General features: G+C 67.9%; 19 protein-coding genes and 1 tRNA gene. 8 read left to right on the top strand and 12 right to left on the bottom strand.

Annotated elements, in window-relative coordinates:
- Positions 1–87 precede the first annotated feature (87 nt).
- On the top strand, positions 88–1,260 hold the full coding sequence (gene pobA, locus RT051_RS04490; RefSeq protein WP_313072514.1) for a 4-hydroxybenzoate 3-monooxygenase: 1,173 nt from the start codon (positions 88–90) through the stop codon (positions 1,258–1,260).
- A gap of 80 nt (positions 1,261–1,340) precedes the next feature.
- Here pobA and RT051_RS04485 read toward each other — a convergent pair.
- The 5 genes from RT051_RS04485 to RT051_RS04465 form a co-directional block, all read right to left on the bottom strand.
- Positions 1,341–1,416 (bottom strand) — tRNA-Val (locus tag RT051_RS04485).
- Between the two features lie 32 nt (positions 1,417–1,448).
- Positions 1,449–1,721 (bottom strand): HU family DNA-binding protein, encoded by a 273-nt coding sequence (locus RT051_RS04480; RefSeq protein WP_313072510.1) that lies wholly within the window; start codon positions 1,719–1,721, stop codon positions 1,449–1,451.
- Between the two features lie 163 nt (positions 1,722–1,884).
- Positions 1,885–2,454 carry a CDP-diacylglycerol--glycerol-3-phosphate 3-phosphatidyltransferase gene (pgsA, locus tag RT051_RS04475; protein ID WP_313072506.1) on the bottom strand — a complete coding sequence of 190 codons (570 nt, stop codon included), beginning with the start codon at positions 2,452–2,454 and terminating at the stop codon, positions 1,885–1,887.
- A gap of 36 nt (positions 2,455–2,490) precedes the next feature.
- Positions 2,491–4,434, bottom strand: a complete 1,944-nt coding sequence (uvrC, locus tag RT051_RS04470) for an excinuclease ABC subunit UvrC (RefSeq protein ID WP_313072503.1) — start codon at positions 4,432–4,434, stop codon at positions 2,491–2,493.
- Positions 4,435–4,569: 135 nt separating this feature from the next.
- A complete protein-coding gene (locus RT051_RS04465) occupies positions 4,570–5,805 on the bottom strand; it encodes a CoA transferase (RefSeq protein WP_313072500.1) in 1,236 nt (411 codons plus the stop codon).
- Positions 5,806–5,968: 163 nt separating this feature from the next.
- Between RT051_RS04465 and earP the strand changes: the two genes are divergently transcribed.
- Both earP and efp read left to right on the top strand, forming a co-directional pair.
- A complete protein-coding gene (gene earP, locus RT051_RS04460) occupies positions 5,969–7,177 on the top strand; it encodes an elongation factor P maturation arginine rhamnosyltransferase EarP (protein ID WP_313072497.1) in 1,209 nt (402 codons plus the stop codon).
- 116 nt (positions 7,178–7,293) lie between these two features.
- The gene (efp, locus tag RT051_RS04455; protein WP_209422127.1) at positions 7,294–7,848 is read left to right on the top strand and encodes an elongation factor P; all 555 of its coding nucleotides are present in this window, start codon (positions 7,294–7,296) and stop codon (positions 7,846–7,848) included.
- Positions 7,849–8,046: 198 nt separating this feature from the next.
- On the opposite strand, the gene rimO is transcribed toward efp, so the two are convergent.
- Positions 8,047–9,468 carry a 30S ribosomal protein S12 methylthiotransferase RimO gene (gene rimO / locus RT051_RS04450; protein WP_313072487.1) on the bottom strand — a complete coding sequence of 474 codons (1,422 nt, stop codon included), beginning with the start codon at positions 9,466–9,468 and terminating at the stop codon, positions 8,047–8,049.
- Positions 9,469–9,510: 42 nt separating this feature from the next.
- A complete protein-coding gene (gene phaR / locus RT051_RS04445) occupies positions 9,511–10,065 on the bottom strand; it encodes a polyhydroxyalkanoate synthesis repressor PhaR (protein ID WP_313072483.1) in 555 nt (184 codons plus the stop codon).
- Positions 10,066–10,192: 127 nt separating this feature from the next.
- Here phaR and crcB point away from each other — a divergent pair, with 127 nt between their 5' ends.
- Positions 10,193–10,591, top strand: coding sequence for a fluoride efflux transporter CrcB (gene crcB, locus RT051_RS04440; RefSeq protein WP_313072481.1), 399 nt, complete (start codon positions 10,193–10,195; stop codon positions 10,589–10,591).
- Positions 10,592–10,649: 58 nt separating this feature from the next.
- Positions 10,650–11,513, top strand: a complete 864-nt coding sequence (locus tag RT051_RS04435) for a TIGR00730 family Rossman fold protein (protein ID WP_313072479.1) — start codon at positions 10,650–10,652, stop codon at positions 11,511–11,513.
- Positions 11,514–11,530: 17 nt separating this feature from the next.
- Here RT051_RS04435 and rmuC read toward each other — a convergent pair whose 3' ends face one another.
- From rmuC to RT051_RS04410, 5 genes are all read right to left on the bottom strand, one after another.
- Positions 11,531–13,111 (bottom strand): DNA recombination protein RmuC, encoded by a 1,581-nt coding sequence (gene rmuC / locus RT051_RS04430; protein ID WP_313072475.1) that lies wholly within the window; start codon positions 13,109–13,111, stop codon positions 11,531–11,533.
- Between the two features lie 74 nt (positions 13,112–13,185).
- The gene (locus tag RT051_RS04425; RefSeq protein ID WP_313072471.1) at positions 13,186–14,169 is read right to left on the bottom strand and encodes a D-glycerate dehydrogenase; all 984 of its coding nucleotides are present in this window, start codon (positions 14,167–14,169) and stop codon (positions 13,186–13,188) included.
- Position 14,170: 1 nt separating this feature from the next.
- Positions 14,171–15,586, bottom strand: coding sequence for a sodium:proton antiporter (locus tag RT051_RS04420; protein ID WP_313072467.1), 1,416 nt, complete (start codon positions 15,584–15,586; stop codon positions 14,171–14,173).
- Positions 15,587–15,671: 85 nt separating this feature from the next.
- A complete protein-coding gene (gene pncB / locus RT051_RS04415) occupies positions 15,672–16,871 on the bottom strand; it encodes a nicotinate phosphoribosyltransferase (protein WP_313072463.1) in 1,200 nt (399 codons plus the stop codon).
- A 139-nt stretch (positions 16,872–17,010) separates the two neighbouring features.
- A complete protein-coding gene (locus RT051_RS04410) occupies positions 17,011–17,481 on the bottom strand; it encodes a thioesterase family protein (RefSeq protein WP_313072459.1) in 471 nt (156 codons plus the stop codon).
- Positions 17,482–17,703: 222 nt separating this feature from the next.
- Here RT051_RS04410 and RT051_RS04405 point away from each other — a divergent pair, with 222 nt between their 5' ends.
- The 3 genes from RT051_RS04405 to RT051_RS04395 all read left to right on the top strand — a co-directional run bounded on the left by RT051_RS04405 (position 17,704) and on the right by RT051_RS04395 (position 20,475).
- Complete coding sequence (locus tag RT051_RS04405; protein ID WP_313072457.1) at positions 17,704–18,279, top strand: phasin family protein; 576 nt, start codon at positions 17,704–17,706, stop codon at positions 18,277–18,279.
- A gap of 244 nt (positions 18,280–18,523) precedes the next feature.
- Positions 18,524–19,576: an extracellular solute-binding protein gene (locus RT051_RS04400; RefSeq protein WP_313072453.1), complete on the top strand. Its 1,053-nt coding sequence runs from the start codon at positions 18,524–18,526 to the stop codon at positions 19,574–19,576.
- Positions 19,577–19,716: 140 nt separating this feature from the next.
- Positions 19,717–20,475 (top strand): 3-hydroxyacyl-CoA dehydrogenase, encoded by a 759-nt coding sequence (locus RT051_RS04395; protein ID WP_313072448.1) that lies wholly within the window; start codon positions 19,717–19,719, stop codon positions 20,473–20,475.
- Positions 20,476–20,654: the final 179 nt, after the last annotated feature.

Below are 20,654 nucleotides of genomic sequence, written 5' to 3'. Positions count from 1 at the left end.
GTACAAGTGTTTGACGGATTGCGGCATGGCCGCAGACCCCGCGGCCTCCTATCCTCGGGCCCGTTCAATACCGGAGACGACATCCCCATGAAAACCAGCGTCTGCATCATCGGCGGCGGCCCCTCGGGCCTGCTGCTGTCCCAGCTTCTGCACCTGAAAGGCATAGACAACGTGGTGCTGGAGCGCCAGAGTCGCGAGTACGTGCTCAGCCGCATCCGCGCCGGCGTGCTCGAACACGGCTTTGCCGAGCTCATGCGCGAGGCGCGCTGCGGCGAACGCATGGACCGCGAGGGCGAGATCCACGACGGCTTCATCATCGCCCACGCAGGCCGGCAGCACCGGGTCGATTTGCACAAGTACAGCGGCGGCAGCTCGGTGCTGGTCTATGGCCAGACCGAGATCACGCGCGACCTCTACGAGGCGCGCGACCGGATGGGCGGCACCGTCATCCACAACGTCGAGGACGTGCAGCTGCACGACCTCACCTCGCCCGCCCCGCATGTGACCTACCGCCAGGGCGACGACATCGTGCGCATCGACTGCGACTTCGTCATCGGCGCCGACGGCTTTCACGGCGTGAGCCGCAAATCCATTCCGCGCGACGTGCTCAAGGAGTACGAGAAGGTCTATCCCTTCGGCTGGCTGGGCGTGCTCTCGCGCACCAAGCCGGTCTCGCCCGAGCTGATCTACGCGCGCCACGAGCGCGGCTTTGCCCTGTGCTCGCTGCGCTCGCAGGTGCTCAGCCGCTACTACATCCAGGTGCCGCTGACCGATGCGGTGGAGGACTGGTCGGACGAGCAGTTCTGGGACGAGCTCAAGCGCCGCCTGCCCGCCGAGGTGGCCGAGCGCCTGGTCACCGGGCCGTCGATCGAAAAATCCATCGCCCCGCTGCGCTCCTTCGTGGCCGAGCCCATGCGCTACGGCAACCTGTTCCTGGCCGGCGACGCCGCGCACATCGTGCCGCCCACCGGCGCGCGCGGCCTCAACAGCGCCGCCTCGGACATCCACTACCTCTACCACGCCCTGGTGGCGCACTACCAGCAGGGCGACGATTCGGGCCTGGAGAACTACTCCGCCAAGGCCCTGGCGCGCGTCTGGAAGGCGCAGCGCTTCTCCTGGTGGATGACCAACATGCTGCACACCTACCCCGACAGCCTGGCCTACGACCAGAAGCTGCAGACGACGGAGCTCGAATACCTGTTCTCCTCGGACAACGCCCTGGGCTGCCTGGCGGAGAACTACGTCGGCCTGCCGTTCTGAAGAGCGGGGCACGCCAAAAAAAAGGACCTGGATCGCTCCAGGTCCTTTTTTCTTCCAGGGGGAATCTTCCAGGGGAAGGGTGGTGGGTGCTGACGGTCTCGAACCGCCGACCTACTCCGTGTAAAGGAGCCGCTCTACCAACTGAGCTAAGCACCCCCTCGAATCGATCTTCCTGTCTGCCGCCCGGCTCAGTTCAGGGCGTCCTTCAGGGCCTTGCCGGGGCGAAACTTGGGCACCTTGGCGGCCTTGATCTTGATGGTGTCGCCGGTGCGCGGGTTGCGGCCCGTGCGGGCTGCGCGCCGGCCGACGCTGAAGGTGCCGAAGCCCACCAGAGACACCGTGCCCCCCTTCTTGAGCGTCTTCTTGACAGCGTCGATGGTCGATTCCAGGGCGCGCGTGGCGGCGGCCTTGGAGATGTCGGCGTTGTTGGCGATGTGCTCAATCAGTTCGGTCTTATTCACAACGGGGCCTCTCGCGGAAACGGTGGTTGGCGTGCACATCGCCGCTGGCGTGCGCCCCGGGCGGGAGCGCGCCCTGGCGCTGGCGCAGCGGCGAATTCTAGCCGCAACTGCAGGGCGCGCCGGGCTGGAGGGGCCCCTGGGCCGATCCCCGATTGACAGGCCCCTAGCGCGTCACGCGCGCGCGGATCTCGGGCAGGGCCTTTTGCAGGTAATACACCATGGACCAGACGGTCAGCACCGCCGCCAGCCAGATCAGCCAGGTGCCCCACACCCCCGTGTCGATGCGCCCGAACAGGCGCCCGTCGTAGAGCAGGAAGGGGATGGCCACCATCTGCACCGTGGTCTTGAGCTTACCCAGCATGTGCACGGCCACGCTCTTGGCCGCGCCGATCTGCGCCATCCACTCGCGCAGCGCGCTGATGGCGATCTCGCGGCCGATGATGATGAGGGCGACGAACACGTCGGCGCGCTGCAGGTGCACCAGCACCAGGAGCGAGGCGCAGACCAGGAACTTGTCGGCCACCGGGTCGAGGAAGGCGCCGAAGGCCGAGGTCTGGTTGAGCTTGCGCGCCAGGAAGCCGTCGAGCCAGTCGGTGGCGGCGAACACCATGAACATCACCGTGGCGACCAGGTTGCGCGTCTCGGGGGCCAGCGGCGCGTAGAACACCCCCACGATCAGCGGTATCGCGACGATGCGCGTCCAGGTCATGACGGTGGGGATGGTGAAAAACATGGGGCGCGATTGTGGCATGGGGCTTTCGGCGCTTTTTCAGCGCAGCGCGCGGTAGATTTCCTCGGCCAGGGTCTGCGAGATGCCCTCGACAGTCATCAGGTCCTGCACGCTCGCGTCCTGCACGCCGCGCACGCCGCCAAAGCGCTGCAGCAGCCGTGCGCGGCGCTTGGGGCCCACGCCCGGGATGTCCTCCAGGCGGCTGGCCACGCGCACGCGGGCGCGCGCCGCGCGCATGCCGGTGATGGCGAAGCGGTGCGCCTCGTCGCGGATCTGCGCGACCAGCATCAGCGCCGCCGAGTCGCGCCCGAGGAAGATCTTGGGCCGGCCGTCGGCAAAGACCAGCTCTTCGAGGCCCACCTTGCGCCCCTCGCCCTTCTCCACGCCGACGATGCGCGCGATGTCCAGCCCCAGTTCGGCAAAGACCTCGCGCGCCATGCCGACTTGGCCCTTGCCGCCATCGACCAGCACCACGTCGGGCAAGCGGGCGCGGTGGTTGGGCGGCTCGGCGCCGCCGGCCTCGCGCTGCGCCTCGGCCACGGGCGTGTAGCGGCGCGTGAGCACCTGGCGCATGGCGGCGTAGTCGTCGCCCGGGGTGATGCCCTCGATCTTGAAGCGGCGGTATTCGCCGTTTTGCATTCGGTGGTGGTGAAAGACCACGCACGAGGCCTGCGTGGCCTCGCCCGCCGTGTGCGAGATGTCGAAGCACTCGATGGTGATCTGCTCGAGGTTCTCGGTGTCCAGGTCCAGCACCTCGGCCAGCGCGCGGGTGCGCGCCTGCTGCGAGCCCTCCTCGGCCAGCAGGCGCGCCAGCTGCAGCTCGGCGTTCTGCTGCGCCATGTCCAGCCAGGCGCGGCGCTGCTCGCGCGGCTGGTGCACGGCAGTCACGCGCACGCCGCTTTGCTGCGACAGCGCGGCCATCAGTTCGGGGTTGACGGGCTCGCTGACGATCAGCGTGGGCGGCACCGGCACGCCCAGGTAGTGCTGGGCGATGAAGGCCTCCAGCACCTGCGCGGCCACGTTGGGCTCGGCGCCGGCGGCGGCCTCGTCTTCGGCGTGCCAGATGCCGGTCGCGTCCTCCACGTGCACCGGGAAGTGGGCGCGGTCGCCCAGGTGCCGCCCGCCGCGCACCATGGCCAGGTTGACGCAGGCGCGCCCGCCCTGCACGCGCACGGCCAGGATGTCCACGTCCTTGTCGCTCACCGTCTCGATGGCCTGCTGGTGCAGCACGCGCGACAGCGCCGTGATCTGGTTGCGCACCTCGGCCGCCTGCTCGAACTCGAGCTGCTCGGCGTGCGCCAGCATGCGCTGCTCCAGCACCTGCAAAAGCTCCTGCGTCTCGCCGCGCAGCAGCGCCTCGGCGCTGGCCACGTCGCCAGCGTAGGCCTCGGGCGAGATCAGCGCCACGCACGGCGCCGTGCAGCGCTTGATCTGGTAGAGCAGGCAGGGCCGGGTGCGGTTGGCGAAGACCGTGTCCTCGCAGGTGCGCAGGCGAAAGACTTTTTGCAGCAGCTGGATGGTCTCCTTGACCGCCCAGGCGCCCGGGTAGGGGCCGAAGTAGCGGTGGCGCTTGTCGGTGCTGCCGCGGTAGTAGGCGATACGCGGAAAGCGCTGGCCGGGCGCGTCGCCCGTGCCGTCCCGGGCCGCCACCCCGGTGATTTTCAGGTAGGGGTAGCTCTTGTCGTCGCGAAACAGGATGTTGTATTTGGGGTTCAGCGACTTGATGAGGTTATTTTCCAGCAGCAGCGCCTCGGCCTCGGAGCGCACCACCGTGGTCTGCAGCTGCACGATCTTGCCCACCATGTGGCCGATGCGCGTGCCGCCGTGCTGCTTGGTGAAGTAGCTGGAGACGCGCTTTTTCAGGTTGCGCGCCTTGCCCACGTACAGGAGCGTGCCCTGCGCGTCGAAGTAGCGGTAGACGCCCGGCAGGGGCGGCAGCGCCGCCACCTGGGCCAGCAGTTCGTCGGGGTGCGTTGCGGACATGGCGCTATTGTGGCGCCAGCCGCCGCCACTCAAGATCGATAGCTGCAGGCCCTTGTCTGGCAAGGGCAAAAGGCCTTTTTCACTCCCATGGCTTTGCCTGCCATGCGCCCGGCCGCCGCGGCCCCTGGCGCGGCGTCACTGCACGACGCCCCGCTCGCGCAGCAGTGCGATCTGCCCGGGGGTCAGGCCCGCCTCGGCCAGCACGGCGTCGGTGTCCTCGCCCAGGCGCGGGGCGCTCGTGCGGATGCGCCCGGGCGTGGCCGACAGCTTCGGCACGATGCCCGGCACCAGCAGTTCGTGGCCGTCCCGCGTGCGCTGGGCGAGCAGCATGTCGCGCGCGCGGTAGTGCGGGTCTTCGGCGATGTCGCGCGCGGTATAGACCTTGCCCGCCGGTACGCGCGCCGCGGCCAGCGCCTCGACCACCTCGGCCACCCGGCGCGCCCCGGTCCACTGCGCGATGGCGGCGTCGATCTCGGCCACGCGCGCCACGCGGCCAGCGTTGCCCGCCAGCTGCGGGTCGGCGGCCAGGTCGGCCCGGCCGATGGTCGTCATCAGTCGCTTGAAGATGCTGTCGCCGTTGCCGGCAACCAGCACCCAGCCGTCCTGGCAGGGGTAGGCATTGCTCGGCGCGATGCCCGGCAGGGCGCTGCCGGCCGGCTCGCGCACGGCGCCAAAGGCGCTGTATTCGGGGATCAGGCTCTCCATGCAGTTGAAGACTGCCTCGTGCAGGGCCACGTCGATGACCTGCCCCGGCCCGCCATGCGCCTTGCGGTGGTAGAGCGCCAGCAGCACGCCGATGGCCCCATGCAGCGCCGCCAGCGTGTCGCCGATGGACACGCCCACGCGCACCGGCACGCGCCCGGGCTCGGCCGTCAGGTGGCGCAGGCCGCCCATGGCCTCGCCCACCACGCCAAAGCCCGGCAGGTCGCGGTAGGGCCCGGTCTGCCCGTAGCCCGAAATGCGCAGGATGATCAGGCCGGGGTTGAGGGCGTGCAGCTGCTCGGGCGCCATGTCCCAGCCCTCCAGCGTGCCGGGGCGGAAGTTCTCGATCAGCACGTCGGCCTCGGCGATCAGGCGCCGGGCGATGTCCTGCCCCTCGACGCAGCGCAAGTCCAGCGCCAGCGACTGCTTGTTGCGCGACTGCACCTGCCACCACACCGAGGTGCCATCCTGCAGCAGGCGCCACTTGCGTAGCGGGTCGCCCTCGCCCGGGGCCTCGATCTTGAGGATGTCGGCACCGAAGTCGCCCAGCGTCTTGCCGCAGAACGGGCCGGCGATGAGCTGGCCCATCTCCACCACGCGCACGCCCGCCAGGGCCTGGGGCGCGGCGGGGCTGGCGAAAGGTTGCTGCGTCAGTGCCTGCTCGGTCATCGAAAGCCTTTCATCACGGATGGGGGCGCTGGCCCGTGGGGTCGGCGGCGCCCGGGGTTGCAGAAAGACGCAGCGCCCTCGCCGGGCCCTTGCGGCATCGGCCCGCTGGCCGTCGTGCGCGCGGCATCTTGCCACGCCCGTGCGCTGCCGATAATCGCCCGCCATGGCCAGCCCCGCCCCCGTCCCCGCCCCCTCCCCGTCGCATCCGCTGCCCGGGCTGCGCTGGGACATCTTCTGCCAGGTCATCGACAACTTTGGCGACATCGGCGTGTGCTGGCGCCTGGCGGCCGAACTGGCAGCGCGCGGCCAGCAGGTGCGGCTGTGGACGGACGACGCCAGCGCCCTGGCCTGGATGGCGCCCGGCGGCGCCGCCGGCGTGCGCGTGCTGCCCTGGCCCACGGCCGGGGCGCCGGCGGACGGGCCGGGCGACGTAGTCGTGGAGGCTTTCGGCTGCGAGATTCCCGCGCCGTTTGTCGCCGCCATCGCGCAGGCCGCGCGCGAGCGAGCACGCGCGCCGCTGTGGCTCAACCTGGAGTACCTGTCGGCCGAAGGCTATGTCGAGCGCTGCCACGGCCTGCCCTCGCCGCTGGCCAGCGGCCCGGCGGCCGGGTTGACGCGCTGGTTCTTCTACCCCGGCTTCACGCCGCGCACGGGCGGCCTGCTGCGCGAGCGCGACCTGCCCGCGCGCCAGGCGGCGTTCGACCGCGCTGCCTGGCGCCGGCAGCACGGCGTCGCCCGGGACGCCCTGGCCGTCAGCCTGTTTTGCTACGAGCCACCGGCGCTGCCCGACCTCCTTGCGCAATTACAGGCACAGCCGGCGGCGCACCTGCTCGTCACGCCCGGCCGCGCGGCGGCGGCGCTGGCCGCTGCCTTGCTCCTCCTCCCCCGCAGGGGAGAGGGAGCGGGTCGCGCTTCATCAGCGGTTGCGCCGGCGCAGGTTTTGAGTGAAACATGCGCCCAGACGGCGTCAAATAATGGCCTTCAGCTATCAATTTCATACCTACCGCCCTGCGCCCAGCGCGGATTCGACGAGCTGCTGTGGGCCTGCGACCTGAACTTCGTGCGCGGCGAGGATTCGCTGGTGCGCGCGCTGTGGGCGGGCCGGCCCTTTGTCTGGCAGATCTACCCGCAGCACGACGACGCGCACCACGCCAAGCTGCACGCCTTCCTCGACTGGCTGGGGGCGCCCGCCTCGCTGCGGCAGTGGCACCTGGGCTGGAACGGCCTGCCCGGCGCGGCGCAGCCGCTGCCGCCGCTGGGGGCCGGACTGCTGCGGGAATGGGCCGCATGCTGCACGGCGGCGCGCGCACGTCTGCTGGATGAGCCCGATTTGTTGACCCAGCTACTGGGGTTTGCCCGGCAAAAAAGCTAAAATCGCCGGCTTTGCGCCATACCGGCCCCGCACTTTGTTGCTTCCGCGTATCTCCAGGCGCTTTTTGCCGCCTGCCCCGTGCTGCAGCGGCCCACCTCTTCACCTTCAGGCAAGCCATGAAACTCGCTCAAGAAATCCGCGCCGGCAACGTCATCATGCAGGGCAAGGACCCCATGATCGTCCTGCGTACCGAATACGCCCGCGGCGGCCGCGGCGCCGCCACCGTGCGCATGAAACTCAAGGGCCTGCTCAACAGCATGGGCACCGAAGTCGTCTTCAAGGCCGACGACAAGATCGACAACGTCGTGCTGGACAAGAAGGAGTGCACCTACTCCTACTTCGCCGACCCGATGTACGTCTGGATGGACACCGAATACAACCAGTACGAGGTCGAGGCCGGCAACATGGGCGACGCCATCAGCTTCCTGGAAGACGGCATGACCGCCGAAGTGGTGTTCTACGACGGCAAGGCGATCTCCGTCGAGCTGCCCACCAGCGTCGAGCGCGAGATCACCTGGACCGAGCCGGCCGTCAAGGGCGACACCTCGGGCAAGGTCCTGAAGCCCGCCAAGATCGCCACCGGCTTCGAGGTACCGGTGCCGCTGTTCGTCTCGCAGGGCGACAAGATCGAGATCGACACCCGCACGGGCGAATACCGCAAGCGCGTCTGAGCGTCGGCGCCACCGGCAAAGAAGGCTTCCCTTGGGAAGCCTTTTTTTCGCCTGCCCCGGCCCGCTGGTTTTCACTCCTTCCCCCTCTGGGGGAAGGTGGGGATGGGGGCCGGCTGGCGGTGGGCCCCGTGGCCAGGTATCCAACCGTCGCTGACCCCCGCCCCTGCCCTCCCCCAGAGGGGAGGGAGAAAGAGATCCTCAGATCGGCACGCCCACCAGGTCGTGCCCCTGCGTGCCCACGATGCGCGCGCGCACGAACTCGCCGCTCTTGTAGGTCTTGCTGGCTTTTTCCACCGGCTGCAGATGCACCACGCCGTCGATCTCGGGTGCATCGGCATAGCTGCGGCCCACGCCACCCTTCTTGCCCAGGCTCACTGCCTTGTCCACCAGCACCTGCATGGTCGAGCCCACGCGTTGCTGCAGACGCGTGGTGGAGACCTCCTCGGCCACGGCCATGAAGCGCGCGCGGCGCTCCTCGCGCAGCTCGATCGGCAGCATGCCGGGCAGCGCGTTGGCCGTGGCGCCCGGCACGTCGCTGTAGGCAAAGCAGCCGGCGCGGTCGATTTGCGCCTCGCGCACGAAATCCAGCAGGTGCTGGAATTCTTCCTCCGTCTCGCCGGGGAAGCCGGCGATGAAGGTGCTGCGGATGACCAGCTCGGGGCATTGCTCGCGCCAGCGCTGGATGCGCTCCAGGTTCTTCTCGCCACTGGCCGGGCGCTTCATCCGCTTCAAGACATCCGGGTGGCTGTGCTGCAGCGGCACGTCCAGGTAGGGCAGCACCAGGCCCTCCCTCATCAGCGGCAGGATGTCGTCCACGCTCGGGTAGGGATAGACGTAGTGCAGCCGCACCCAGGCGCCATGGGGCTTTGCCAGCTCGCCCAGCGCCTGCACCAGCTCCAGCAGGCGCGTGCGCACCGGCTTGCCGTCCCAGAAACCCGTGCGGTATTTGACGTCCACGCCGTAGGCCGAGGTGTCCTGACTGACCACCAGCAGCTCTTTCACGCCGCCGGCGAACAGCGCGTTCGCCTCCTTCAGCACGTCGCCGATGGGCCGCGAGACCAGGTCGCCGCGCATGGACGGGATGATGCAGAAGGTACAGCGGTGGTTGCAGCCCTCGCTGATCTTCAGGTAGGCGTAGTGGCGCGGGGTGAGCTTGATGCCGGCCTCGCCGAAAGCGCCCGGCACCAGGTCCAGGAAGGGGTCGTGGGGCTTGGGCAGATTGCGGTGCACCGCGTCCATCACCTCCTGCGCAGCGTGCGGGCCGGTGACGGCCAGCACGCTCGGGTGCACGTCCTGGATCAGCGTGCCGCCCTCCTTGCCGGCCTTGGCGCCCAGGCAGCCGGTGACGATGACGCGGCCGTTGTCGGCCAGGGCCTCGCCAATGGTGTCCAGGCTCTCACGCACGGCGTCGTCGATGAAGCCGCAGGTGTTGACGATGACCAGGTCCGCGCCCTCGAAGGTCTTGGAGGTCTGGTAGCCCTCGGCCGAGAGCTGGGTCAGGATGAGTTCGGAGTCGGTGAGGTTTTTCGGGCAGCCCAGGCTGACGAAGCCGATCTTGGGCGCCTGCGCGGGGGCAGTAGGAGGGTTCAGGGTGGGGGTGGGGGCGTGTGCGTCGCTCATCCCCGCATTTTCCCAGAGCGCGGAAACTGGGGTCTTTGCCCGTCAGCGCTTCTTGATGCCGAACGCGCCGAGCATCTGCTCGGTCTGGCGCTGCATCTGCTCGTTCATCTGCGCGAACGCCTTTTGCGACTGCTCGGCGTAGCTGCCCATCCAGGACTGCATGGCGGGGTTGTGCAGCTGCATGAGCTGCGCCCACTTCTCGGGCGACAGCCCCTGCGTCTGCCCGGCCAGACGGGCCTGGAACTCGGTGAACATCTGCACGCTTTTCTCCAGCTGCGCGCCCATGAAGCCCTGCATGGCGTGGCCGTAGAAGCGGATGATGTTGGCCAGCGCCGCCTCGCTGAACATGGGCGCGCCGCCGGCCTCCTCCTCCAGGATGATCTGCAGCAGGATGCTGCGCGTGAGGTCGTCGCCCGTCTTGGCGTCGCGCACGGTGACGGGCTCGCCCTCGATGACCAGCTGCTTGACCTCGGGCAGCGTGATGTAGGTCGAGGTCGAGGTGTCGTACAGGCGCCGGTTGGGGTATTTCTTGATGACGCGCTGGCGCGGGGCCTCGTCAGGGCTCTGGTCTTGCTCGGGGGTCTGGTTGTCGCTCACCGGGGTTCCTCTGGTTGCAGTGCAGCAGATTCTAGGCAGCCCGCGCCGCGCCGGGCGAAGCGAAAACCCGCACCCGCGCCCCGGCCGCCAAAGAAAGGCCGGGCGGCCTTTCCTACAATCGCGCCCCATGCTGCACGCCCTCGCCATCTGCCTTGGCGCCAGCGCGGGCGCCCTGGGGCGCTGGCGGCTGGCCCTGTGGCTGAACAGCCCGGGGGCGCTGCTGCCCTGGGGCACGCTGGCCGCCAACCTGGGCGGTGGCTACCTGATCGGCGTGATCCTGGCCCTGCTGCAAGCCCAGCCCCAGCTCGACCCGTTGTGGCGGGCACTGCTGGTGACGGGCTTCCTGGGCGCGCTGACCACGTTCTCCACCTTCTCCGCCGAAGTCCTCGGCCTGCTGCTGCAGGGCCGGGTGGGCACGGCGCTGTTGCTGGCGCTCCTGCACCTGGCCGGCTCGCTGCTGCTGGCCTGGGCCGGGCTGGCCAGCGGTGCGGCGCTGTGGGGCGGCCCGCTTCTTGCTACCGAATAAATAGCTTAAAGTCATTTTCCAGCAAGGACGAAACGACAAAAACACCGAAACCCTGACCATGGACGCCACCACCAAACTGCGCGACAGCCGCCTGGCCGATGCCTGGGCCGAGCTGCACAACTACGCCGTCTCGGGCAACCCGCTGCACGCCGACGCCTACCGTCTGGCCTTTGCCGATCCCGAATTCATGCTGCGCCGCGAGACCCGCGGCATCCGCTTCCAGCTGGAGCTGCTCAAGCCCGACCTGGGGCAGACCGCCCAGGGCATCGAGAGCACCGTCGTGGTCTATGGCAGCGCGCGCTTTCTGGCGCCCGAGGTGGCCGAGCAGCAGCTGCAGGACGCCCGCACCAGCGGCGACGCCGAGCGCATCGCCCTGGCCGAGCGCGCCCTGGGCAACGCCCGCTACTACGACGCGGCGCGCCAGTTCGCGCGCCTGGTGGCCGAGTACAGCGAGGCCCGCCCGCCGGCCGAGCGGCTGTACGTGTGCACCGGGGGCGGCCCCGGCATCATGGAGGGCGCCAACCGCGGCGCCTGGGAGGCGGGAGCGCCCAACGTGGGTCTGAACATCACGCTGCCGCACGAGCAGAGCGGCAACCGCTACATCACGCCGGCGCTGTCGTTCAAGTTCCACTACTTCGCCATGCGCAAGATGCACTTCATGATGCGGGCCAAGGCGCTGGTGGTGTTCCCAGGCGGCTTTGGCACGCTCGACGAACTGTTCGAGGTGCTGACCCTGGTGCAGACGGGCAAGGCGCGGCCCGTGCCCATCGTGCTCTTTGGCAGCCGCTTCTGGCGCTCGGTCATCAACTTCGACGTGCTGCTCGAGCACGGCACCATCTCGCCGGCCGACCTGTCGCTGTTCCACATCACCGACGAGCCGGCCGAGGCCTGGGAGCTGATCCGCGCCTTCTACCAGCTGTAGCCGTCAGGCGCGCCGCCTCATGCGTCCTCGGCCTCCGTCTCGGCCTCGGCGGCGTCGATCCCGGCCTCCAGCAGCGCGGAGGCCAGCACCTGCCCGGCCGCCGGCTCGGCCGGCGCGGGCAGCTCCTGCACGTCGCGCAGCTTGCGCTGGATGGCGCGCGTCCTCACGCCCACCTGCTCGAACCGCTTGGCCGCCGCATCGATGGACTTGCGCGTGGCCTCGACCACCTCGCCGAACTTGGCAAATTCCGTCTTGACCTGACCCAGCACTCCCCAGACCTCGGAGGAGCGCTTCTCGATGGCCAGCGTCTTGAAGCCCATCTGCAGGCTGTTGAGCATGGCCGCCAGGTTGGCCGGGCCGGTGATCACGACGCGGCAATCGTTCTGCACCGCCTCGACCAGGCCGGGGCGGCGCATGACCTCGGCAAACAGGCCCTCGGAGGGCAGATACAGCACGGCAAAGTCGGTGGTGTGCGGCGGCGAGACGTATTTGGCGGAGATTTTCTTCGCCTCCACGCGGATGGACATCTCGAACGCACTGCCGGCCGACTGCATCAGCGCCTTGTCGGCCGCGTCGTGCGCGTCCTGCAGGCGCTGGTAGTGCTCGACCGGGTATTTGGAGTCGATGGGCAGCCACACCGGGTGCTCGTCGTTCCTGCCCGGCAGGCGGATGGCGAACTCAACCAGATCCTCGCTGCCGGGCATGGTCTTGACGTTTTTCGCGTATTGCTCGGGGGTCAGCACGTTGTCGATGATCAGGCCCAGCTGCATCTCGCCCCAGGTGCCACGCGTCTTGACGTTGGTCATGACGCGCTTCAGGTCGCCCACGCTGCCGGCCAGGGTCTGCATCTCACCCAGGCCCTTGTGCACCTGCTCCAGGCGGTCGCTCACCAGTTTGAAGGATTCGCCCAGGCGCTGCTCCAGCGTGGCGTGCAGCTTCTCGTCGACGGTGCGGCGCATCTCCTCGAGCTTGGCGGCGTTGTCGCTCTGGATGGCCGCCAGGCGCTCGTTGAGCGCCGTGCGCAGCGCCTCGGCGCCCTGCTGGCTGCTGGCCGACAGCTCGACCAGCTGGCGCGTGTTGCCCGCCAGCTGCTCCTTGAGGGCCAGCGCCATGGCGGCCAGCTGCGTGTGGATGTCGCCCTTGAGCGAGTCGAAGGTGCCCTGCGTGGCCAGACCCAGGGCGTCGAAGCGCTCCTGGATGCGCTGGCCGAACAGCTGCGTGCTCTCGGCGATGGCCTCGCGCGAGCGGTGGCTGCCGTCGTTCAGGCTCTGCGCGGTCTGGGCCAGTTCGGTGCGAAAGGCCGCCAGCGCCTCGGTCAGTTCGCGACGCGCGGCCGCGGCGTCGGCGCGCCCCTGGGCCAGGCGTTCGTCCAGCAGCGCCTGCGTGGCTTGGGTGAAGCCGCGCAGCTGCTGGTCCATGCCGGCCAAGGCGCCATCGTTGCGCGCCACCGCCAGCTGGGTGGCCTGCACCGCTGTCTCCAGCGCCTTGAGCTGCTGCAGCCACTCGGGCGGCAGCTGCGCGGGCTGCCGGCGCAGCACCAGCACCAGCAGCAGGCCGATGGCCAGCAGCAGCAAGGCGGGTACAAGAAAGGTTTCCATAGGTGGGTTGTACTATTTTTTCAATAGCACTAAGCCCTTGCCGGTACTGGGTTTGAGCGGGTTTTCATGAAATTTCAGCGCTGCGGCGTGTTTACCGGCGTGAGCGCGCCGCGCCCATCGAAGAAGGCGAGCAGATTGTCCGCCGCCAGGTTTGCCATGGCCAGCCGCGTGGACACGGTGGCGCTGGCGATGTGCGGGGTCAGCACGACGTTGGGCACTTGCAGCAGGCCCGGGTGCACGGCCGGCTCGCCCTCGAACACGTCCAGCCCGGCCGCGGCGATGCGCCGGTCCTTGAGGGCCTGCGCCAGCGCCGCGTCATCGACGATGCCGCCGCGCGCGATGTTGACGAGCGTGGCCGTGGGCTTCATGCGCGAGAGTTCGGCCGCGCCGATGGCGTGGTGCGAGTCGGCCGAGTACGGCAGCACCAGCATCAGGTGGTCGGCCTCGGCCAGCAGGGTGTCCTTGTCCACGTAGGTGGCGCGGCATTCGGCCTCCAGCTCGGGCGCGAGGCGCGAGCGGTTGTGGTAGAGCACGCGCATGCCAAAGCCCAGCGCCCCGCGCCGCGCAATCGCCTGGCCGATGCGGCCCATGCCCAGGATGGCCAGGGTGCTGCCATGCACCTCGGCGCCGGCGAACATGTCGTAGCTCCAGTTCTTCCACAGGCCGGCGCGCAGGTAGTGCTCGGCTTCCGCCATGCGCCGGGCGGTGGCCATCAGCAGGGCGAAACCGAAGTCGGCCGTGGTCTCGGTCAGCACGTCGGGGGTATTGGTGCCGGTGACGCCTGCCGCCGTCATGGCCGGTACGTCGAAGTTGTTATAGCCCACCGCCATGTTGGCGACGATCTTCAGGCGCGGGCAGGCCGCCAGCAGCGCGGCGTCGATGCGCTGGCTGCCGGTGGTGAGCACGCCGTCCTTGTCGGCCAGCTGGACGGCCAGCTCTCCGGGCGTCCAGTGCACGTCGGCGTCGTTGGCCTGCACGTCGAAGTGGCGCGCCAGGCGCTCGACCACTTCAGGAAAGATCTTGCGGGCGATCAGGATGCGGGGCTTGGTATCGGTCATGTCAGCGCAGCCAGATGAAGGTGATGATGACGAACAGGGGCATCAGGATGCCCACCGACCACAGCATGTAGCCGAAGAAGCTGGGCATGGGCACGCCGCGGTCCTCGGCAATGGCCTTGACCATCAGGTTGGGCGCGTTACCGATGTAGGTGTTGGCGCCCATGAAGACCGAACCGGCCGAGATGGCTGCCAGCGTGGCCGCATGCGTGGTCATCAGGGTCAGCGCGTCGCCGCCGGCGGTGTTGAAGAACACCAGGTAGGTCGGCGCATTGTCCAGGAAGGACGACAGCAGGCCCGAGGCCCAGAAGTACATGGCCGGGTCGGGCGAGCCGTCGGGGCGCGTCACGGCCGAGACGATGGCACCGAACGGCCCGTGGACCCCGGCTTTGAGCATGGCAATCACCGGGATGATGGTCAGGAAGATGCCGGCAAAGAGCTTGGCCACCTCCTGCATCGGGCCCCAGCTGAACTGGTTGTCTTCGTGCACCTGCCCGGGGGTGAGCGCCAGCGACACCAGGGTGACCAGGATGAGGCCGGCATCGCGCACCAGGCCCGGCAGGCCGATCACGGTGCCCATGACCTCCCACTGCACCTGGCTCTTCCAGATGCCACTCATCAGGACCAGGCCGACGACCACCGCCAGCAGCAGGAAGTTGACCTTGCCGTCGAAGCCGAACGTTTCGCGCGCCGTGTCCGGCGTGGGGTCGGCGGCAAGACGCTCGTCGGCCCGGCGCCAGAACCAGGCGTCGAGCCCGAAGAACAGCACCAGCAGCACGATGACGATGAACAGGGTCTCGGGCCAGATGTGCTGGAAGGTCCAGAAGAAGTCCACGCCCTTGAGAAAACCCAGGAACAGCGGCGGGTCGCCCAGCGGCGTGAGCGAGCCGCCGGCGTTGGAGACGACGAAGATGAAGAACACCACCACGTGGGTGATGTGCTTTCGGCCGTCGTTGGCGCGGATCAGCGGGCGGATCAGCAGCATGGACGCGCCGGTCGTTCCCATGAAGCTGGCCAGCACCGCGCCGATGGCTAGCAGGCCGGTGTTCAGCAGCGCACTGCCGTGCAGGTTGCCGCGGATGTAGATGCCCCCGGCCACGGTGAACAGGGCCGTCAGCAGGATCACGAAGGGCAGGTATTCGGCCACCAGCGCATGCACGAAGCCCGCAGCCGCCAGGCCCGGGCCGAAGACGGCGGCAAAGGGCAGCAGGAAGGCCAGCGCCCAGGCGGCCGTCACCTTGCCGAAATGGTGGTGCCAGAAATGCGGCGCCACCAGCGGCAGCAGCGCGATCGACAGCAGGACCCCGGCAAAGGGCACGCCCCAGAGCACGGACAGACGGCTGCCGTCGATATCGGCCGCCATGGCCAGCGCGGGCGCCAGGGAAAACGCGGCCAATGCCAGTGCACGCATGAGCTTCATTGTTGTGTACCTCTCCTTGGATTCTCTGGGCTGCGGGCAGCCGCCGGGCCGCCCCTCTTCTTTCTGGGCGGCAGGGGCCGCCGCCTCACTCGGGTGCGGGAATGTCGAACACCTGGCGCAGGTAGGCCAAGTATTTTTCGTCGTCGCACATGCTCTTGCCCGGCGCGTCCGAGAGCTTGGCCACGGGCTGGCCGTTGCAGCGCGTCATCTTGATGACGATCTGCAGCGGCTCGTAGCCCAGGTCGTTGGTCAGGTTGGTGCCGATGCCAAAGGCCAGCTGGCAGCGCCCATGGAACTGGCGGTGCAGCTCGACGATGCGCGGCACCGTCAGGCCGTCGCTGAAGATCAGCGTCTTGGTGTGCGGGTCCACCCGGTTGTCCTTGTAGTGCTGCAGCATGCGTTCGCCCCAGGCGAAGGGGTCGCCCGAGTCATGGCGGGCCCCGTCGAAGAGCTTGCAGAAGTACAGGTCGAAGTCGCGCAGGAAGGCATTCATGCCATACACATCCGACAGCGCGATCCCCAGGTCGCCCCGGTACTCCTTGGCCCACATCTCGAAGCCGAAGACCTGCGTGTCGCGCAGGCGCGGGCCCAGCGCCTGGCAGGCCTGCAGGTATTCGTGCGCCATGGTGCCCAGCGGCGTCAGGCCCAGCTTCATGGCGTAGAGCACGTTGCTGGTGCCGGCAAATTGCGCCGGGGAGCGGCCGTGCTGCTCGTCCGTGCCCAGGCGCGCGACCAGCACGCGCAGCACCTCTTCGTGCCAGGCGCGCGAGAAGCGCCGGCGCGTGCCGTAGTCGGCGATCTTCAGGCTCTCCAGGCCGCTTTCCTGCAGCTGCGCGATCTTGGCGTCCAGGCGCCTGCGGCCTTCGGGAAAGTCCGGCGCCCTGCGCGTGTTGCGGAAATACACCTCGTTGACGATGGCCAGCACCGGAATCTCGAACAGGATGGTGTGCAGCCACGGCCCGGTGATGGTGATGTCGATCTCGCCCGTGGGCAGGGGCGTGACGCGGATGTATTTTTCGTTGAGCCGGAACAGCCCGAGAAAATCGACGAAGTCGCTCTTGATGAAGCGCAGCGAGCGCAGGTAGGCCAGCTCCGCGTCCTGAAAGCGCAGGCCGCACAGCGAGCGAATCTCCTCGCGGATCTCGGCCACGTAGGGCGCCAGCTGCACGCCGGGGTTGCGGCACTTGAAGCGGTACTCGACCTGCGCCCCCGGAAACTGATGCAGCACCACCTGCATCATGGTGAACTTGTACAGGTCGGTGTCGAGCAGGCTGGTGATGATCATGGGCAGGCCGGCGGCGCTCGGAAAGCGCCCGGGTAGGGGAGACAGCGCCCGAAGGCACTGCGATGGCGGCAGGCAGCGCCGGCAATTGTTGCACCCGCGCGGGAGCGGCGGCCCCGCGCTTGTCCCAATACCGACACGATCAGCGCGGCATGGCCAGCCGCGCCAGCGCCTGGCGCAACTCCTGCGTCAGGGGCCGGGGGCGCCGGTCCTCGCGGCCGACGTACACGTGGACGAAATGACCGGCCGCCGCGCTCATCGCCTCGCCCTCGGCGAACAGCCCGACCTCGTAGCGCACGCTGCTCGTCCCCAGGTGCGCAACGCGCAACCCGGCCTGCACGTTCTGCGGAAAAGCCAGGGGCGCGAAATAGTTGCACTGCGTCTCTATCACCAGGCCGATGGTCTGGCCCTGGTGGATGTCCAGCGCGCCCTGCTCTATCAGGTAGCCGTTCACCGCCGTGTCGAACCACGAGTAATAGACCACGTTGTTGACATGCCCGTAAAGATCGTTGTCGCCCCACCTCGTGCCTATGGATCGGAAGACGGCATAGGCGCTGCGGGGCTCGGGGGCCGGGCGCGGACGGGCGGGGGCGGAAGGGTGCTGCGCGGTCATGGGCCAGGGATTGTGCCAGCGCCCGCGCGAGCGACGGCGGCATGGCGGCTGCAGCTCTCAGCCGACGAAATCGTAGCAAATTGCTGCAGTGCAGCAAAAAGGGCTTGTAATTGGTGGGCAACGCCCTAAAATCCGATTCATGCTGCACTGCAACATGACTTCCCGGTCGCCAGCGCAGCCCACCCAGCCCGCCCGCAAGGGCTTGAATTCAGGAGTGATGATATGACGCTGACCCAGGAACAACTGATCGCCTCGCACAAGGCCAACCTCGAAACCCTCTTCGGCCTGACCAACAAGACCTTCGAAGGCGTGGAAAAGCTGGTCGAACTGAACGTGGCCGCCTCGCGTGCCGCCCTGAACGAGGCCGCCAGCCACACCCAGGCCATTCTGGGCGCCAAGGACGTGCAGCAGCTGCTGGCCCTGCAGGCCAGCCAGTTCCAGCCCCTGGCCGAGAAGGCCGCCGCCTACAGCCGCCACCTGTACGACATCGCCTCGGGCACCAGCGCCGAGTTCGGCAAGGCCTTCGAAGCCCAGGCCGCCGAAGTGCAGCGCAACTTCGGCAACCTGCTGGACGCTGCCGTGAAGAACGCCCCCGCAGGCACCGAGACCTCGGTCGCCGTGCTCAAGAGCGCCGTCTCCGCCGCCAACAACGCCTTCGAATCCGTGCAGAAGGCCGTCAAGCAGGCCAGCAACGTGGCCGAAGCCAACTTCAACGCCATGGCCAGCAACGCTTCGCGTCCCACCGCCACGGCTGCCGCCGCTGCTGCAACCGCTACCGCAGCGCAAGGCAAGCGTTGATTACGGGTTTACCCTATAATTGACCCATTGCTCGGGTGCAGTCCGAAAAACGGCGCCCGCCAACCGGTTGTCTCCTTGGATCCTCTCGAAACCTCCGTTTCCGGGATCCTTTCAAACCCAGTCCCAGACTGGGTTTTTTTTCGTCCGCCGCCTGCAAGACCCCATGATTTCTAGCGTCTTCAGGAACGATTCTCGTTTGCTTTATCATCTGTTCCATCCTCATTTCCCGAAAGCACCGTCCTCCATGCCCATCCGCTTCAAGTCTCTGCTGATCACCTGCACGCTGGCTGCTGCCGGCCTGGCCCATGCGCAGGAGGAGCCGGTGCTCAACCTCTATTCGGCACGCCACTACGCCACTGACGAGGCGCTCTACACCGGCTTCACCAAGCTCACGGGCATCAAGATCAACCGGGTGGACTCGGATGACGCGGGCATCATGGCGCGCCTGAAGGCCGAAGGAGCGTCCTCGCCAGCCGACGTGATCCTGCTGGTGGACGCGGCGCGTTTTTATCGCGGCGAGGTCGATGGCCTGTTCCAGCCCGTCCATTCCAAGCTGCTGGAGGATGTGATCCCGGCCAACCTGCGCGCCAAACCGGCGGCGGACGGCGGCACGGCCTGGTTCGGCCTGTCCACACGAGCCCGGGTCATCGTCTACAACAAGGCCCGCGTCAAGCCCGAGGACGTGGACACCTATGAAAAGCTGGCCGACCCGCGCAACAAGGACAAGGTCTGCATCCGCTCGGGCTCGCACCCTTACAACCTGAGCCTGTTCGGCGCCGTGATGGAGCACATGGGCGAGGAGCGGACCCAGGCTTGGCTCAAGGGCATCGTTGACAACATGGCGCGCTGGCCCAAGGGCGGCGACACCGACCAGATCAAGGCCGTGGCCACGGGCGAGTGCGAGATCGCCGTCACTAACAGCTACTACCTGGCGCGCATCATGCGTTCGGACAAATCCGACGACAAGAACATCATGCAGAAAGTGGGCGTGGTCTTCCCGAACCAGAACTCCTGGGGCACGCACCTGAACATCGCTGGCGGCGGCGTGGCGCGCCACGCCAAGCACAAGGAAAACGCCATCAAGTTCCTGGAGTACCTGGCCAGCCCCGAGGCGCAGAACTATTTCGCCAACGCCAACAACGAGTGGCCGGCCGCGAAGAACGTGGAGTTCGACAACCCGGCGCTCAAGGCCATGACCGGCGGCAAACCTTTCAAGAGCGAGACCATCCCGATCGGCGCCGTCGGGGCCAACCAGGTCAAGGTGCAGCAGATGCTCGACCGGGTGGGCTTTCGCTGATCCGGGACTGGGGTCCAGGCCCCGGTGCTCTCCACCCTCCTCTCCTGCCCGGCACTGCCGGGCTTTTTTATGCCTGTGGCGTGCGACGTGTCAGTGATAATTGACGTTTACGTCAACGCAAACCTCTCAGGAGACAGTTCATGGACATCAAGGGCAAGGTATTCATCGTGACCGGCGGCGCCTCGGGCCTGGGCGAGGGCACGGCGCGCATGCTGGCCGAGGCTGGCGGCACGGTCGTCATCGCCGACATGCAGCAGGACCGGGGGGAAACGGTGGCCGGCGAGATCAAAGGCACCTTCGTGCGCTGCGATGTGTCCAGCGAAACCGACGCCCAGGCGGTGGTGGACAAGGCCGTGTCGCTGGGCAAGCTGATGGGGCTGGTCAACTGCGCCGGCATCGCTCCGGCGGAGAAGACCGTGGGCAAGAACGGCGCCCATGCGCTGGCCACCTTCAGCAAGACCGTCATGGTCAACCTGGTCGGCAGCTTCAACATGATCCGCCTGGCCGCCGAGGCCATGAGCAAGAACGAGCCCGAGACGACGGGCGAGCGCGGCGTACTCATTTCGACGGCCAGCGTGGCCGCCTATGACGGGCAGATCGGCCAGGCCGCCTATGCCGCATCCAAGGGCGGCGTGGTCGGCATGACGCTGCCCATCGCCCGCGACCTGGCCAGGAACGGCATCCGCAACATGACCATTGCCCCGGGCATCTTCGGCACGCCCATGCTGTTCGGCATGCCGCAGGAGGTGCAGGATGCGCTGGCCGCCGGCGTGCCCTTCCCCAGCCGCCTGGGCAAGCCCGAGGACTATGCCCGCCTGGTGCGCCACATCTTCGAGAACGACATGCTCAACGGCGAAGTCATTCGCCTCGATGGCGCCATCCGCCTGGCACCCAAGTAAGCGCCGCTTCCAAAACCAGAGCACCAAACCCTTGCTGCGCAAGCACGCAAGGGCTTTTTTTGGAGTTTTGAGCACAGAAAACAAAACCGGGTTGCCTCTGGTGAGACAACCCGGTTCATCATTCTGGCGGAGTGGACGGGACTCGAACCCGCGACCCCCGGCGTGACAGGCCGGTATTC

It is taken from the genome of Melaminivora sp., assembly GCF_032059615.1.
GTDB lineage: Bacteria > Pseudomonadota > Gammaproteobacteria > Burkholderiales > Burkholderiaceae_C > Melaminivora.
Note: the sequence above shows the minus strand (reverse complement) of the source record. Positions and strands in the feature narration are given on the sequence as shown.

Excerpts from the sequence above, each read along its gene's own strand:
- crcB (WP_313072481.1), top strand. The coding sequence starts at position 10,193 with ATGCTGCACGCCCTCGCCATCTGCCTTGGCGCCAGCGCGGGCGCCCTG.
- RT051_RS04420 (WP_313072467.1), bottom strand. The coding sequence starts at position 15,586 with ATGAAGCTCATGCGTGCACTGGCATTGGCCGCGTTTTCCCTGGCGCCC.
- pncB (WP_313072463.1), bottom strand. The coding sequence starts at position 16,871 with ATGATCATCACCAGCCTGCTCGACACCGACCTGTACAAGTTCACCATG.
- RT051_RS04410 (WP_313072459.1), bottom strand. The coding sequence starts at position 17,481 with ATGACCGCGCAGCACCCTTCCGCCCCCGCCCGTCCGCGCCCGGCCCCC.
- rmuC (WP_313072475.1), bottom strand. The coding sequence starts at position 13,111 with ATGGAAACCTTTCTTGTACCCGCCTTGCTGCTGCTGGCCATCGGCCTG.
- rimO (WP_313072487.1), bottom strand. The coding sequence starts at position 9,468 with ATGAGCGACGCACACGCCCCCACCCCCACCCTGAACCCTCCTACTGCC.
- RT051_RS04405 (WP_313072457.1), top strand. The coding sequence starts at position 17,704 with ATGACGCTGACCCAGGAACAACTGATCGCCTCGCACAAGGCCAACCTC.
- RT051_RS04395 (WP_313072448.1), top strand. The coding sequence starts at position 19,717 with ATGGACATCAAGGGCAAGGTATTCATCGTGACCGGCGGCGCCTCGGGC.
- pgsA (WP_313072506.1), bottom strand. The coding sequence starts at position 2,454 with ATGTTTTTCACCATCCCCACCGTCATGACCTGGACGCGCATCGTCGCG.
- RT051_RS04425 (WP_313072471.1), bottom strand. The coding sequence starts at position 14,169 with ATGACCGATACCAAGCCCCGCATCCTGATCGCCCGCAAGATCTTTCCT.
- RT051_RS04435 (WP_313072479.1), top strand. The coding sequence starts at position 10,650 with ATGGACGCCACCACCAAACTGCGCGACAGCCGCCTGGCCGATGCCTGG.
- RT051_RS04465 (WP_313072500.1), bottom strand. The coding sequence starts at position 5,805 with ATGACCGAGCAGGCACTGACGCAGCAACCTTTCGCCAGCCCCGCCGCG.
- pobA (WP_313072514.1), top strand. The coding sequence starts at position 88 with ATGAAAACCAGCGTCTGCATCATCGGCGGCGGCCCCTCGGGCCTGCTG.
- earP (WP_313072497.1), top strand. The coding sequence starts at position 5,969 with ATGGCCAGCCCCGCCCCCGTCCCCGCCCCCTCCCCGTCGCATCCGCTG.
- efp (WP_209422127.1), top strand. The coding sequence starts at position 7,294 with ATGAAACTCGCTCAAGAAATCCGCGCCGGCAACGTCATCATGCAGGGC.
- uvrC (WP_313072503.1), bottom strand. The coding sequence starts at position 4,434 with ATGTCCGCAACGCACCCCGACGAACTGCTGGCCCAGGTGGCGGCGCTG.
- RT051_RS04400 (WP_313072453.1), top strand. The coding sequence starts at position 18,524 with ATGCCCATCCGCTTCAAGTCTCTGCTGATCACCTGCACGCTGGCTGCT.